This window comes from Paenibacillus spongiae, from assembly GCF_024734895.1.
Classification (GTDB): Bacteria; Bacillota; Bacilli; order Paenibacillales; family Paenibacillaceae; genus Paenibacillus_Z; species Paenibacillus_Z spongiae.
The window spans coordinates 4,574,314-4,589,232 of sequence record NZ_CP091430.1 but is presented as its reverse complement, the minus strand read 5'-3'; the positions used below and the strand labels follow the sequence as shown (position 1 = coordinate 4,589,232).

Genomic DNA, 14,919 nt, shown 5'->3' with positions numbered 1-14,919 from the left:
CTTCTGCCCATTTGGTTTCGCGCTAAGCTGCAGCGTGCGTACCGAAGGGCAGAAGCCTTATTTTATTTCAATTCAATTGTGGCGGAGGAACGGGATTCACCGAATTCGTTCACAGCCGTAACGCGGAAGAAACCGCTCGTTATTGGCGATACGTAATCGAACCGGGCCTCTTGCGTTGTTCCCAATAGCTTGAATTTACCTTTGCTTCCTTCACTGTAATAGACCTGATAGCCTGTTACCAGTTCAGAAGCGGCGTTAGCCGTCCAGGATACGCGGATCCCGATGTCGGTACGCTCGGCTGTCACTCCGACTGGAGCAACGGGAGCAGTGGCGCTTACCGCACCGTTATCGCCAGGAGGGGTCGCCGCTCCGTTATCTCCCGAATTTCCAGGCGTCGCATCAGGTCCGGACGGATCCGGCGAAACCATTCTGCCGCTTGATGAGACAATTGCGCTTGGGGCCGATTCACGACCGCCGACATCGACCGCTGTTACATAATAGGTGTACGTGATACCGCCGTTCGTATAGTTGACGAAGCGTGTGTCCTCGCCGGTCAGGACCGGAGAGCCTACATTGGCGTAACCCGATTGATTCAATGAACGATATAAGCGATAACCGACGACATCTTTCTCAGGTGATGACGAGAAGGAGATGCGGTATGCGCTCTGACCGCTTACAGGCTCTATCCGGACGTTGGAAGGTGCCGAAGGCGCCCTGCCATCATCGACGCGGGGGTCGGTCTTGGATGGTGCATCCTTAGAAGCGTCTCTTGGCAAATAGAAGCTGAGCGGCCGTCTGCTCTTGGCAGACATTGAAGACTGTGCTTTCTCGATTTCCTGCATAAGCACATCCAGAGGCTTCTCCCGCTTGATCACGATCTGCTCGCGTACCATATCGGAAGGTGTCGTTGGCTTCGGAATGTAATTGACGCCGTTATAAGGGATGTATGCCATCTTAGCTAACGCGTCGTCGCGTTCCTTCGGCAAGAAGTCCTTGTTGAAAATATCGGTAACCAGCTTGCCCATCTCCCGGGTCAGATCGGTAGGAAGCTTGCCGCTGACGCTGGACACCGTTGCTTTGACAATTCCTTCCGGCTTGGCAAACTCCTTGGTAGGGAACAGCTCAGGCCTCTCAGCGGTTGCTTTGTTCATAATAAGCGTCCAAATATTCCGGGCACGAGTACGGCCATCCTTGGATAATGTATGCGCCTGTTTCTCATAGCCAGCCCATACGCCTAATGTTATATCAGGCGAGTAACCCATGAACCAGACGTCGCCATAGCTGGATGTCGAGCCGGTTTTGCCGACGATAGGGATCTTGCCATAGTTCTTGAATCTCGATGTCAAGGCATGGGCGGTACCGCTCGGATCGGAAATGACGGTCCGCAGCATATCCGTCATCAGATATGCGGTCCGCTCAGAAAAGACGCGAAGCGGCCTGTTCTCATGCTGATAAACGACGTTTCCTTTGGAATCGGTAATTTTACTGATCATGTAGGCATCATTCATAATGCCCTTATTGGCGATCGCGCCGTATGCGTTCGTTAGCTCTTCGACCGTGACGCCGATGCTCAAGCCGCCGATTACGCCGGTTTGAGCATATTCGTCCTCTGGTTTAATGGTGGTGATTCCAAGCTTCCGCGAGAATTTCCAAGCCTCCGAAATCGTAACTTTGTCGTTGTACAACTTGAGCGCCGGCATGTTGAGCGACCGGTTCAACGCTTCCCGGGCAGTGACAAGACCATAGTATTTGTTAGTGGAGTTCTTCGGAATATGGAAGCCCTTCTGACCGTCCTTCAGAACCATCGTCGTGTCGTCCAGGATGCTTCCCGGCTGCACAAGACCTTTCTCAAGTGCCGGCAGATAAGCCGCGATCGGCTTCATCGTCGAGCCAGGCTGGCGGGTCATCTGCGTGGCATGGTTCATCTGCTCCAGATAGAAGTCCCGTCCTTCCAGCATGCCTATGATCGCGCCGGTCTTGTGATCAAGCATAATGGCACCGATCTGCTCCACGCCTTTTTCCTTGCTGTCGGGCGTAAAATTCTCGGGATTCGATCCAATTTCCTGCATCATGTTGTAAATTCTCTTATCAATGGTCGTGTGGATTCGATATCCGCCGCGAAGCAGCTCTTCACGCGCTTCTGCAAGCTTGGCGGAATTCTCCTTGTTGCGCACTTCGGGAAGCGTCATGTTCGGATATTTCTGCAAGACCAGAATTTCCGCCGCCTGCCGCTCTGCTTCCAGCATCAAGAACGGGAAGGTGGAATAGGCTTTCTGCACCGGCTTGGCGAGAGTTGCCCGGATATCGAATTTGATGGCTTCGTCGTACTGTGCAGGCGTGATGCGGTTCGTCTCCAGCATGCGGCCAAGAACAGTCTTCTGCCGGTCCATTGCAAGCTGGAAGCCCTTCTCGTTAAATTTGCCCTTGCTGGTGAAAGCCGTATACGCGGAAGGACGCTGCGGCAATCCTGCCAAATAAGCAGCTTGGGCGATATGAAGCTTGTTCAAATCGGTGATGTTGAAGATGCCTTTGGCTGCCGCCTTAATGCCATACAAGTTATATCCGTTCGCTCCGGTGCCGAATGGCACCTTGTTCAAATAGGCCGTTAAGATCTGATCTTTCGTTAAGAAACGTTCCAATCGCAAGGCCAAAAATATCTCTTTCACCTTACGGCTGTCGGTCTTGTCCAGGTTCAGAAATACGCGCCGGGCCAGCTGCTGCGTCAGCGTGCTGCCGCCGGTCTGGGTATCCTCGTTGAACAGCTTCTGCTTCACGGCACGGCCCAAGCCGTTAATGTCGACACCGATATGTTTGTCGAAGTTGTTGTCCTCCGTGGCCAATACGGCATCGATGACAAAATCGGGCAGATCCTCATATTCGATCAACCTGCGGTCTTCTTCCGTTCGGAGCTGACCCACCGGCGTAATGCCATCGTTAAAATAGACGAAACCGGTGATGGCGTTTTCATTCACTTTTGCTTCTATTTCCGCACTGGAACGAATCGGCTCGTCCTTGACGAAGGAGGCGACATAGCCGGTTACTATCCCTCCTGTCAACAAACCGATCAATAATCCGAAAATAAATAGCCATTTTACGGTTATGAGCGTCACAAGGCCAAATGTCCGCCATCGGCTGTATCCATTTGCGTTCTGCTCACGTTCTTCATCCATAAAGTTATACTCCTCCTCCGATTATCAGAGCTATTATAGCATAAATCGCCAAACGAAAGCAGGCATTACGGCTCAATTTTATGAAACGTGAAGACGGATTTGCCGCTGCCGACTGCCTTTCTCATGAACGTTGACATATCTTCAAGGTCTATGGTATAACGGATCAAAGCAATTATTCATATGTCGAAAAGCTAAGACAGGCATCAGTAAAACTGTCGATTGACGATTCCAGAGAGCCGGTGGTTGGTGCGAACCGGTACGCGCTGCAGTTTGAATTACCGCCTCGAGCTGAACGGACGAACGCTTAACCGGATGAACTTCCGTCTGAGCCAGTAGTCTGATTCCGGATTACAGTCCGTTACATAAATGAAGTGAGAGCTGCCTCCGCTTATCTGCTAATTTTTAACAATAACGGGCTGCTCTAACGAGGGTGGTACCGCGAGCAAATCCTTCTCGTCCCTTGAGGACGAAAGGATTTTTTTGTTTTCTATATAAGCTGAACCTTGGATTGGAACATCCATCATCGTACCTGCTATCTCTTGTAGTATTGGGCTCAACTTATATAAATAATTTAAGGAGTGGATTTTGTTATGGTGAAATTTGAGCAACTGACGCCGGAGCAGCAGCAGGAGGTCGAACGCCAATTGAGCGTAATCCGCCGCGGCGTAGTCGAGATCGTGCCAGAGGATGAGCTAAAAGAGAAAATTGCCAATTCCGTGGCTACGAACAAGCCATTGAATGTGAAGCTGGGACTCGATCCATCCGCACCGGATATTCATATCGGGCATACGGTTGTGCTGCATAAACTGCGTCAATTTCAAGAGCTTGGCCACCAAGTACAGCTAATTATCGGCGATTTTACGGGACGGATCGGAGATCCGACGGGCAAATCCGAAACCCGCAAGCAGCTGAGTGAAGAAGATGTGAAGCGGAATGCAGAGACGTACCAGACTCAAATATACAAGGTTTTGGATAAAGCCCGGACGAAGGTATACTACAATTCCCAGTGGCTGGGAGCGCTGAACTTTGCCGACGTCCTGACTTTGTCCGCCAAAGTCACCGTTGCGCGCATGCTGGAGAGGGATGACTTTAAGAAGAGATATGTATCCGGTTTGCCAATCGGCATTCACGAGTTCTTCTACCCGCTGATGCAGGGATATGACTCGGTAGCACTCGAGACCGATGTGGAGCTCGGCGGAACGGATCAAACCTTCAACTTGCTGATGGGGCGGGTGCTTCAGAAGGAATACGGCAAGTCGCCGCAGGTCGCCATCACGACACCGCTTATTGAAGGTCTGGATGGCGTGCAGAAGATGAGCAAAAGTTTGGGCAACTATATCGGCATCGATGAAGAGCCGAATCAAATTTATGGCAAGGCCATGTCGGTACCAGACGAGCTGATGGTGAAATACTACGAGCTTGCAACCGATTTGTCCAATGAGCAGCTGGAGGACCTTCGTCAAGGGCTTGCGAACGGCACGATGCATCCGCGCGATGCAAAAATGCAGCTGGCCCGCATCTTCGTAAGGATGTACCATGGCGAACAGGCAGCTGAAGAGGCGGAGCAGCACTTCATTACGGTGTTCCAGCAGCGTGCGCTGCCGGAGGATATCGAGGAAGCGGCCGTTCCGGCAGGGGAACTGGATAACGGACGGATTCGCATTGTGAAGCTGCTGACGCTTCTTGATCTGCAGTCTTCGGGAAGCGAAGCGAGACGCAGCATCCAGCAAGGAGCCGTCAAGATTAATGAAGAGAAATTCACCGATCCGAACGCGGAAGTCGTGCCGAATACCGGAGACGTCCTCCAGGTAGGCAAACGAAAGTTCGTTAAACTGAGGGTTGACGCGTAGTTGGCCATCGCTTGCTTGATCAATAAGCCAGGCAGTTGATGTCTGGCTTATTTTAGAGCGGCTGCGGTCCGTCCGCTCATGAGAACGATAATGAACGGGGCAGCAAGTTCAGTCGAGCGAAACTTTTTATTAGCTGGCTACGTATTAAATACCGGTACCGCTTCTAATATCTGGATAACGTTCGGAGGGGGAGGTGGCAATGGAAGCGTTATTTTGGTCTTGTTTGGTCGGAGGCGTTCTGTTCGCGGTCGTAAGCGTCATATTTGGGGATTGGCTAAGCATGGCTTTGGACGGCATGCTCGATTTTCTCTCCTTTGACGGTCATCATTGGCTGCAGCCTATGTCGATTGTCGGCGGCATTACCGTATTCGGTGGAACGGGTCTGCTGTTGCACCGCTACAGTCCGCTGGGCAGCGCTGCAATAATCGTCCTGTCCATCCTTATCGCAATCGCAGCCGCAATTCTCGTCTATTACCTCTACATCAGGCCGATGGAAAGAAGCGAGAACTCGACGGGCTATTCGATGAAGGAACTGACAGGGGCAATCGCAGAGGTTCTCGTGCCGGTGCCGATCGGAGGTTATGGCGAAGTCATGATCAAGGTAGGGGCAGGCCGAACCAATCATATTGCCGCAAGCTATGAAGGCGAGAATATCCCGGCAGGAACGCGTGTTGTCGTCGTGGATGTGAAGGATGGAGCGGTCATGGTGTCGAAGCTCGACATGTAAGATGAAAACGAGAGATCCGAGAGGAGAATGTCATTTTGGAATTGCCTGAGTACTTGTATATCCCTATTATAGTGGTGGGCGTGCTGATCGTACTAGGTTTGGCGTTCTGGGCAAGATACAAGACAGTAGGCCCGGACGAGGCCATGATTGTAACCGGTTCATTCTTGGGCAGCAAGAACGTCGATATTGATGAAACGGGAAGAAAGATAAAGATCGTACGCGGCGGCGGCGCCTTTATCCTTCCGGTCTTTCAGACCTCCGATTTCTTGTCGCTGCTCTCGCATAAGCTGGACGTCTCGACACCCGAAGTTTACACGGAACAGGGTGTTCCGGTCTTGGCGGATGGCGTCGCCATTATTAAAATCGGCGGGGCGGTCGAAGATGTGGCTACTGCGGCGGAGCAGTTTATGGGCAAGCCGACGGAAGCGCTTAAGAGCGAGGCCCAAGAAGTACTGGAAGGTCACCTGAGGGCTATTCTCGGGACGATGACCGTCGAGGAAGTATACCGCAACCGGGATAAATTCGCACAGGAAGTACAGGGCGTGGCAGCCAGAGATTTGAAGAAGATGGGGCTGCAGATCGTTTCGTTCACGATCAAGGACGTTCGTGACAAGCACGGTTATTTGGATGCACTGGGGAAACCGAGAATTGCCGCAGTCAAGCGGGATGCGGAAATTGCGGAAGCGGAAGCGATTCGGGATTCCAGGATTCAGAAAGCACGGGCCGAAGAGGAAGGCCAGAAGGCGGAGCTGCTGCGCGATACGAATATTGCGGAAGCATCCAAGGAAAACCAGTTGAAGGTTGCATCCTTCAAGAAGGATCAAGATATGGCGAAGGCCGAAGCGGACCAGGCGTATGCGATCCATGAAGCGCGCGCCAAGCAATCCGTGGTCGAGGAGCAGATGAAGGTGGAAATCGTCCGCAAGGAGCGGGAGATCGACCTGGAGACCAAAGAGATTCTTCGCCGCGAGAAGCAATATGATTCGGAAGTGAAGAAGAAGGCGGATGCCGACCGGTATGCCGTCGAGCAAGCCGCGGAAGCCGACAAAGCGAAGCGGCTTCGTGAAGCCGATGCGCTGCAGTACCGGATCGAAGCGGAGGCGAAAGGCCATGCGGAGCAGAAGCGGCTGGACGGTCTGGCTATGGCGGATGCCGAGCGGGCTAAAGGTACTGCGGAAGCGGAAGTCATCCGTCTTCGCGGCTTGGCTGAAGCGGAAGCGAAGGAAAAGTTGGCTGAAGCGTTCGAGAAGTTCGGCGAAGCCGCCGTTCTCGATATTATCGTTAAGATGCTGCCTGAGCTTGCCGGCAGAGTGGCTGAACCGATTAAGAATATCGACAAGCTGACTGTAGTCGATACCGGTCATGGAGAGGGAGCGGCCCGGGTGAGCAACTATGTCACATCGTTAATGGCGACCGCGCCCGAGATGTTAAAAGACGTGTCCGGCATCGATTTGACATCGCTTATTAAAGGTCTGACCGGCAATAAAGCGCCAGCGGCGGACGGAACGGTTAAACCGCTGCAGGCACCAGCGAATCCTGCTGTCACACCGACGGTACCTAATATCTCTGAATAAATGTTATCAAATCAAAGAAAGGTTATCCCGACAAGACATGCATGATGTCCGGGATAACCTTTCTGCATTCTTCTTACCATAAAACAAGGCTGTCCGAACATCCGCAGGCAGATGATCCGGACAGCCCCGGTTAATTAACGGCTGTAGAATTCGACGATTTGCTTCTCGTCAATTTCTTGTGGAAGCTCAGCGCGCTCAGGAGTGCGAATGAATTTGCCTTCTACTGCAGATTCGTTGAACTCCAAGTAGTTTGGAAGATAGTTACGGCCTTCCAACGATTCTTTGATCGTTTTGAGACCGCGGCTGCGCTCGCGCAGGCCGATTACATCGCCAACCGAAACCAGGTAAGAAGCGATGTCAACTTTTTTGCCGTTTACAGTCACGTGACCGTGGGAAACGAGTTGACGAGCTCCTGCACGGGAGTTCGAGAAGCCGAGGCGGTATACGAGGTTGTCCAGGCGGCTCTCGAGAAGCGCCATGAAGTTTTCACCCGCGATACCTTTCATTTTGGTAGCTTTGTCAAACAGGTTGCGGAATTGTTTTTCGTTCATTCCGTACATGTGACGCAGCTTTTGTTTTTCTTGCAATTGAATGCCATAGCCGCTCAGTTTCTTGCGTTGCGTTGGGCCGTGTTGACCTGGAGGGAAAGCGCGTTTCAATTCTTTACCCGTTCCGCTAAGGGAGATGCCGAGGCGGCGGCTTAGTTTAAACTTAGGACCTGTATATCGTGACATGTGTCGTAAAACTCCTTCTTCAAATGGGATGTTTGAAAATGGGTGTTTCGCCGAGTGCTGTCTGCGTTCGATCGGTCTTACCGATGAAGCCCTGATAGGCATGTTCAGCCGCAGTCCTGCCAGTGACAGTCTCTTGAGGGTGACACAAAACCGCTCCCAATATTCAAGTATAAATTTTAATGAATCCGTATGGGAAAGTCAAGGAAAACAACTGAGAATATTCAAGATTACCAGGGCTGTGTTCAAGAGAATCATTTCGAAGCTTAGTGGCAGATATTATTATGTGCATTTTGAATCTAAAGACCTAGTAAAATGCTCCTATTATAGTGCAAAACTCGTAGAGTTACGTTATGATAGAGAGAATACGGCAAGACTGGAAAGGTGGTGCTGCGTCCATGCGAAAATCGATGATTATCGGCGAACCGGCAATTGTAGAGAGAACGTCGGATATTCAAAGCAATACGCAGCAGCCAGCGATATGGTTTGTTCATGAGGATGTCCAAGATACAGACGAGCCATATATCATTCCATTGCTGGAGGATAGCTTTCACCAGTGGGTGGAGGAATCCGTACCATCCTCGATGCTTGGCACGAAGATTCTGTTTGACGTAAGCGGACGGCAGCTTGCCATAGGCGGACATCATAAGCCGGACAATGATCAATATGACCGGTTAGGTCAATGGGTGAGCACCGCCTGCGAAACGATGGAATGTTTCCAATCCGATGAAGTTATCATCGTTCCGCTTAAGAAGCGGTCGTCGAGCCAAGCATTCGCAGCGCTAGCCTGGTACGGCGTAAGTTCGAACGAATGGATCCTGGAGTGGCTTAAGACAGCGGCTCTACATTATATATCGATTTTTTATCATCGTTTTGAGCATGTGTTCGTTCGCGATCTGATGCAGCAGCAGCAGTTTTTGGAGAAGGATGCGAGCCGGCGCGATAAATTATATAAAGCCACGAAGCGGTTGCACGATCAGATCGATGTTTCTTCCGTTGTCGGCGAGCTTCTGGATATTATGGAGAAATGCTATCCTTATGCAGCGTTTACTTTATATTTATCCCAGGACTTTGTCGATGTTGACCAGCGGATCAAACCTCTGTTTATCCGCAATAATGCCAATGATTTATACGAGAAGGCTTTTCTTGAGAGCAAACCTAATCTGGAGTTTCTGGAAGACGGCACGTTGCAGCTGGGCATTCCGATGAGCGGCAAGCAAGCCGTGTACGGCGTGTTAGGCATAACCATGAAGCGCGAGCAGTGGGATGAATCGGAGATCGGAGCGTATGTTATGCTAGCCGGCAGCGCGGGTTCAGCCTTCGAGAATGCCAAGCTATACGAACAATCGAATCTCCTGATCGGGGAGCTGCAGCTTATTAATGAATTGACCCAGCGTCTCAATCAATCGCTTCGTCTGGATGAAATCTTTGAGTTCACGACAAAGGAACTGCTGCATATTTTCAAAGCGGATTATTGCTGCGTGCTTCAGCTGAACCGCAAAGATAATCTATTTCAAGTGATGTCCAGCAATTTTCCCGTATTGACGGCCGATCATGTCTCGATTGATTTCGGATATTCGGGAATTGTCTATCAAACCAAGGAACCGGTCATTGTATCCGATTATTGGAGCTCGCGGCTTGTTCAATCACAGATGATGGAATCGACGCGCTCCAGGTCGCTTATCGCCACGCCGATCATGGCGAATTCCGAACTCGTAGGAGTCATTATGGTCGCGCATCAGAGCCCCCATTTCTTTTCTTACGAGAATTACAAGCTGATTCAAGTTCTATCCACTCACATCGGGCTAGCGATTTCCAATGCTTCCCTTCATGCCGAGGTTCGGCGGATGGTGATTACCGACAATCTGACAGGGCTGCATGTACGCCATTATTTGAACGAGAAGATTCAGTCGAGACAGCGGAAGGACCGCAACGGTTCATTAGTACTGGTCGATATCGACCATTTCAAGAAAGTGAATGATACATACGGCCATCAGGTGGGCGACCAAATACTGATAGCCGTGAGCGAAGTCATTCGCTCCGTCATACGCGAGAGCGATATTGCCGCTCGCTGGGGCGGCGAAGAGCTGGCCGTCTATCTGCCGCAAATACGGTCTAAGCAAGCTTATAAGATCGCGGAACGAATCCGTTCCCGCGTTGAAGAATCGACTTCGCCGCGAGTTACGGTATCCTGCGGTTTGTCGGAATGGACTTGTGAAGACGAGAAGATTAGCGTAGAGTCCCTCTTCTATCGAGCGGACATGGCGCTTTATGAAGCGAAGAACGGCGGTCGTAACCAAATCGTCGTTGACGAGAGAACGGACAACGGACGATAGGCAATAACCCTTAGGCAGGCGCAGGAGCAAATCCTGCGCCTTTTTGTGCGTGGAATCTGGATCCCATGTTACCGAATAATGTGCTCCATAGTAACGAACGATAAACGGTGACAACGGAAATGGAAACACATCATCTCACCAGGAGGGTTACCGATGAGAACTTGGAGGAAGGCTGCGCTCCTGATCATAGGGGTTGCGGCCCTATCAGGCTGTCAGTCGACGGTCCGTGATAAGTCGCCGCAAGAAATGTTGTCGCTGACCGTTGCCGGTTTGGCGGCGGTGGACAGATACACCTTCACGGGAACAACATCGATATATGGGGCGGATATGGGAGCGGCCCAGCCCATTACGTTCCAAGGGTCGGTGGAGGATCATAAACGGATTCAAGTGAAGTCGAACAAAGATAACGAAGACATTCAGATTACTCGGCAGCCCTTCAACCTGCTGAAGCATATTGAGGCTACCGCAGCAACGACTGAGCTGGTCGCTGCCAATAGCGGTGAACGGACAGCCGTTCTTCGTATCGTGCCGGATAAAGCGGCATCGCGCCGCACATGGATCAAAAAGCAAAATGAGGCATTCGAGCGTCTGGTCAAGGACGATGAACTTGCTGATGGGGCGGGCCGCAAGCTTTCTTTGAAAGCGGGCAATCGCATGTCTTACGAACAGGAGAGGGCCGATGAGATTAGCCGATCGCGGAAACAGCTTGCCGAGATGCTTAATACGTTGAATGTAGATACGACCTATCAACTTATTATCGACCGAAAACGTCTGCTGCCATTGAAGCTTCACGAGCACACCGTGCTTCAATATAAGGCTGACGGCAAGAATCAGCGTGAAGAACGTAAATCCGAGTTGATCTTTATAACCGAATAATACGGGATCAAGTGCAGCTAATATCGAAACATGTTATGGTTAGTCTGAGAATAAAGAAGAAGGATGTGGCAGTTATGCGTGATCGCCGGTTGCAAACGTTGGCCTCGAATTTGGCTGGGTATTCGATTGACGTACAGCCTGGAGATAATGTGCTTATTGACATGATCGGCTCCGAAAGGGAGCTTGCGAAATGTCTCGTTGAAGAAGTGGCGAAGCGCGGCGGGCGTCCATTCGTGGAAACGAGCGACCGTTCCGTCCTGCGAACGATGCTGATGCATGCGACCAAGGAACAAATCGAATTGTGGGCATCGTTTGATCTGAAGCGGATGGAAGCGATGCAAGGGTATATCGCGATACGCGCAGGAGGGAACGCGAACGAATTGGCGGATGTGCCAAGCGAGAACATGCAGCTCTACGAGCGGCTGTACCGCCATCCGATCCATTCCGAGCGCAGAGTCAAGCATACCAAATGGGTCGTCCTGCGTTATCCGAACGATTCTATGGCACAGCTGGCGAACATGAGCACAGCAGGGTTCGAGGATTTCTATTTTGACGTATGCAATCTGGATTATGCCAAGATGGACCTGGCGATGAATCCGCTTGAAGCGCTTATGAAGCAAACAGATCGCGTCCGCATCGTATCTCCGGGTACGGACCTTACGTTCTCCATCAAGGGCATCGGCGCCAAAAAATGTGCGGGACACCGCAACATACCGGACGGCGAAGTGTTCTCCTGCCCTGTCCGCAACAGCGTCCAAGGCAAGATTACATACAATGCGCCCTCGCTGTATTCAGGCGTCACTTTCGAACAAGTTTCCTTCACCTTCAAGGACGGAAAAATTATCGAGGCGACCTCCAACGATACGAACAAGCTGAACGAAATATTGGATACGGATGAAGGCGCCCGCTATATCGGCGAGTTCAGTCTCGGGTTTAATCCTTACATTCTGCATCCGATGAAAGATATTTTGTTCGATGAGAAAATTGCAGGAAGCTTGCATTTCACGCCGGGCCAGGCTTACGAGGAAACCGATAACGGAAACCGGTCGGCGGTGCATTGGGATCTCGTCCTCATCCAGCGTCCCGAATACGGAGGAGGCGAGATCTATTTCGACGATCGGCTGATCCGGAAGGACGGGCGTTTTGTAATACCGGAGCTTGAGGCGCTAAATCCGGAAAATTTGAAGTAAAATTCCCTTGTACGAGAATCGAATCCGGGGTATGATGGAGGAAAGCATTGCTAGCAGCTTTAACTAATACTGGAGGGATAACTTATGTCCAATAACGCGGCAATCGTAGACATTTCTCAAACAGCCAATAAATTTAGATCGTCCATCGTTCTCCAAGCCGAGAACAAATATATCGACGTCAAAAGTATTCTTGGCCTATTCACCACGTTGGTTGGCGGACACTCCTATGAGCTGCATGTCCATGGACCGGATGCGAATGAAGCGCAAGCCGCAATGGCGGAAGTATTCGCCAAGCACAATCTCGACATTCGAATCGTAGCTGAATAATTGATCTCCAATCATTCGAAGCACTGCACTGTTTTTATAACAGGGCGGTGCTTTGTTGTTTTGTCCTTGTGTATTCGATGCTTTTTGTTTAATATAAAAGGTATAGAAGACGGCGAGCATTACGCACAAGGGGGAGTACGATGTCTTCATCCGAAGTTCTCATCCATTTGAACCAAAAAGCGCTCAATCTCCTTCAGGAAGATGCCTATAAAATCGAAAAGCTGATTGAAGTCCAAATGGAGCATTTGACGACCAGACAATGTCCGCTCTATGAAGAAGTGTTGGACACGCAGATGTACGGCTTCTCAAGAGAAGTTGACTTTGCCGTCCGTGCAGGCCTCGTGTCCGAATCGACGGGCAAAGAAATCATTAGCAAGCTGGAACGCGATTTGGCAAAGCTATACGAAGCGCTGAACAACAAGTAGAAGCCTCATGCATGAGGCTTCTTTTTTTTGCATGAAATAATCAAGGCAATCAGAAGAAGCCGCTCCCTCGGAAGCGGCTTGCAGCCTATCGGACCTTAAACGAAATAAAACGCAAAACCAAGAATAACATAGACCATAACCAGCAAAACGCCTTCATACCAATTCGTTGAGCCATCCTTGGAGATTGACGTTGCGATAAAGACGGATACGGCGATGGCCGCGATTTCGATCGGGGTAAATAAGATGTCCATCGGTTTGCCGAACAGCAAGCTGATGAACACGAGCGCAGGGGCAACGAACAAGGCAATCTGCAGACTGCTGCCGACGGCGATCTCGACCGCTGCCCCGATCTTGTTCTTCATTGCCAGCAAGACCGCTGCGCTGTGCTCTGCGGCGTTACCGACGATTGCGATGACGAAGGCTCCGAGAAATAGCTCACTGAAGCCGAACTCGTTCGTGAACGTATGCAGAGTCCCCACAAGCCATTCACTGACGAAGGCGGTCATGACGGTTGCTACGATCAGGAACAAGATGGAACGTCCCTTGGACCAGGCTGGGGACTCTCCATGCTCTCCAGCTGCCTCTTCAACCTCAGAGAGTAAATTCTTATGCGTCACCATGGAAAAGACGAGCCAGAGCGCATATGCGACGATGAGTATCCCGGCCACAGATAAGCTGAGCAGCTCGCTCTTCTCGGGCGAGAAATGTTGATTCATCACGAACATGGCGGGAACGAACAGTCCGATAACGGCAAGAATCATCAAGGATGAATTGTGGCTTGCCAGCTGAATGTTGAACTTTTGTTCCTTGAATTTCAATCCGCCGAGAAGCACGCTCAGACCAAGCACGAGCAGCAGATTTCCGATAATGGCACCGGTCAGACTCGCCTTGACCATGTCGAATAAACCTTCCTTCACAAGGAAGATCGCAATGATCAGCTCCGCTGCATTGCCGAACGTGGCGTTAAGAAACCCTCCCAGGCGCTGGCCGGCATAGTGAGCCACGCTCTCGGTCGCTTTACCAAGAAACCCGGCAACGAATAAGATTGCTAGGGCGGATAATATGAATTGCGCAATCGGGCTCCAATGGGCAAAATGTGCGATCCCGCTTAGAACGAACAGGACGATTAATGCAGTAAAAAAAAGTTTTTGATTCATTCGGTCGACACCTCATCCATTCCGGGTTAATTGGGCAATTCTGTTAAACAATATAACCAAATAAGCGGTTCATCTAAACTTAAACTCCGGAAAGCAGGGGGAGCCTTGATTCGTTGAGTGCCATCTATTACAATGGAAACATAAGGCGAAAAGGAAGTGTGTGGCATGACAGAAGAACTTCAAACGGGCATTATTCGTATCGCAGATGACGTAGTCGCCACCATTGCGGGACTTGCAGCGCTGGAAACGCCAGGGATCGCAGGGATGTCGGGCGGAATATCGGAAGGACTTGCCAAGCGGTTAAGCGGCAAGAATGTACAGAAGGGCATATCGGTCGAAGTCGGACAGCTAGAAGCCGCAATCGATTTACGTATCATTGTAAAGTATGGCATTCCCATTCAAGAAGTGTGCCGCCTCCTGCAGCAAAATGTACGCGAAGCGGTGGAGAACATGACAGGGCTTCAAGTCGTTGAAGTGAATGTAAAGGTAGAAGGCGTAATGTTCAAGGAAGAGGAACTGGATGACGTGAACCGCGTCAAATAAATCATGTCTGCTA

General features: G+C 50.8%; 12 protein-coding genes and 1 other annotated feature. Of the genes, 9 read left to right on the top strand and 3 right to left on the bottom strand.

Features of this window, described 5'->3' with window-relative positions; all coding sequences use genetic code 11:
• Positions 1-62 precede the first annotated feature (62 nt).
• Positions 63-3,170 (bottom strand): transglycosylase domain-containing protein, encoded by a 3,108-nt coding sequence (locus L1F29_RS20760; protein ID WP_258383954.1) that lies wholly within the window; start codon positions 3,168-3,170, stop codon positions 63-65.
• Between the two features lie 184 nt (positions 3,171-3,354).
• Positions 3,355-3,634 (top strand) — a binding site (T-box leader).
• A 129-nt stretch (positions 3,635-3,763) separates the two neighbouring features.
• Between L1F29_RS20760 and tyrS the strand changes: the two genes are divergently transcribed.
• From tyrS to floT, 3 genes are all read left to right on the top strand, one after another.
• Positions 3,764-5,020 (top strand): tyrosine--tRNA ligase, encoded by a 1,257-nt coding sequence (tyrS, locus tag L1F29_RS20755; protein ID WP_258389758.1) that lies wholly within the window; start codon positions 3,764-3,766, stop codon positions 5,018-5,020.
• A 199-nt stretch (positions 5,021-5,219) separates the two neighbouring features.
• Positions 5,220-5,747 carry an NfeD family membrane protein gene (locus tag L1F29_RS20750; protein WP_258383953.1) on the top strand — a complete coding sequence of 176 codons (528 nt, stop codon included), beginning with the start codon at positions 5,220-5,222 and terminating at the stop codon, positions 5,745-5,747.
• Positions 5,748-5,788: 41 nt separating this feature from the next.
• The gene (gene floT, locus L1F29_RS20745) at positions 5,789-7,321 is read left to right on the top strand and encodes a flotillin lipid rafts scaffold protein FloT (protein WP_309252421.1); all 1,533 of its coding nucleotides are present in this window, start codon (positions 5,789-5,791) and stop codon (positions 7,319-7,321) included.
• Between the two features lie 134 nt (positions 7,322-7,455).
• Here the strand turns inward: floT and rpsD are convergent, their stop codons facing one another.
• A complete protein-coding gene (rpsD, locus tag L1F29_RS20740) occupies positions 7,456-8,055 on the bottom strand; it encodes a 30S ribosomal protein S4 (protein ID WP_258383952.1) in 600 nt (199 codons plus the stop codon).
• A gap of 395 nt (positions 8,056-8,450) precedes the next feature.
• On the opposite strand from rpsD, the gene L1F29_RS20735 reads away from it, so the two are divergent.
• From L1F29_RS20735 to L1F29_RS20715, 5 genes are all read left to right on the top strand, one after another.
• A complete protein-coding gene (locus tag L1F29_RS20735) occupies positions 8,451-10,388 on the top strand; it encodes a sensor domain-containing diguanylate cyclase (protein WP_258383951.1) in 1,938 nt (645 codons plus the stop codon).
• 153 nt (positions 10,389-10,541) lie between these two features.
• Entirely contained in the window at positions 10,542-11,264 is a 723-nt protein-coding gene (locus L1F29_RS20730) for a hypothetical protein (protein WP_258383950.1), read from the top strand.
• Positions 11,265-11,338: 74 nt separating this feature from the next.
• Complete coding sequence (locus tag L1F29_RS20725) at positions 11,339-12,454, top strand: aminopeptidase (RefSeq protein ID WP_258383949.1); 1,116 nt, start codon at positions 11,339-11,341, stop codon at positions 12,452-12,454.
• An 84-nt stretch (positions 12,455-12,538) separates the two neighbouring features.
• On the top strand, positions 12,539-12,781 hold the full coding sequence (locus L1F29_RS20720; protein ID WP_258383948.1) for an HPr family phosphocarrier protein: 243 nt from the start codon (positions 12,539-12,541) through the stop codon (positions 12,779-12,781).
• A gap of 140 nt (positions 12,782-12,921) precedes the next feature.
• Positions 12,922-13,206: an Fpa/YlaN family protein gene (locus L1F29_RS20715; protein ID WP_258383947.1), complete on the top strand. Its 285-nt coding sequence runs from the start codon at positions 12,922-12,924 to the stop codon at positions 13,204-13,206.
• A gap of 95 nt (positions 13,207-13,301) precedes the next feature.
• Here the strand turns inward: L1F29_RS20715 and cax are convergent, their stop codons facing one another.
• A complete protein-coding gene (gene cax / locus L1F29_RS20710; RefSeq protein ID WP_258383946.1) occupies positions 13,302-14,363 on the bottom strand; it encodes a calcium/proton exchanger in 1,062 nt (353 codons plus the stop codon).
• Between the two features lie 165 nt (positions 14,364-14,528).
• Here cax and L1F29_RS20705 point away from each other — a divergent pair, with 165 nt between their 5' ends.
• Entirely contained in the window at positions 14,529-14,906 is a 378-nt protein-coding gene (locus L1F29_RS20705) for an Asp23/Gls24 family envelope stress response protein (RefSeq protein WP_258383945.1), read from the top strand.
• The last annotated feature ends 13 nt before the right edge of the window (positions 14,907-14,919 follow it).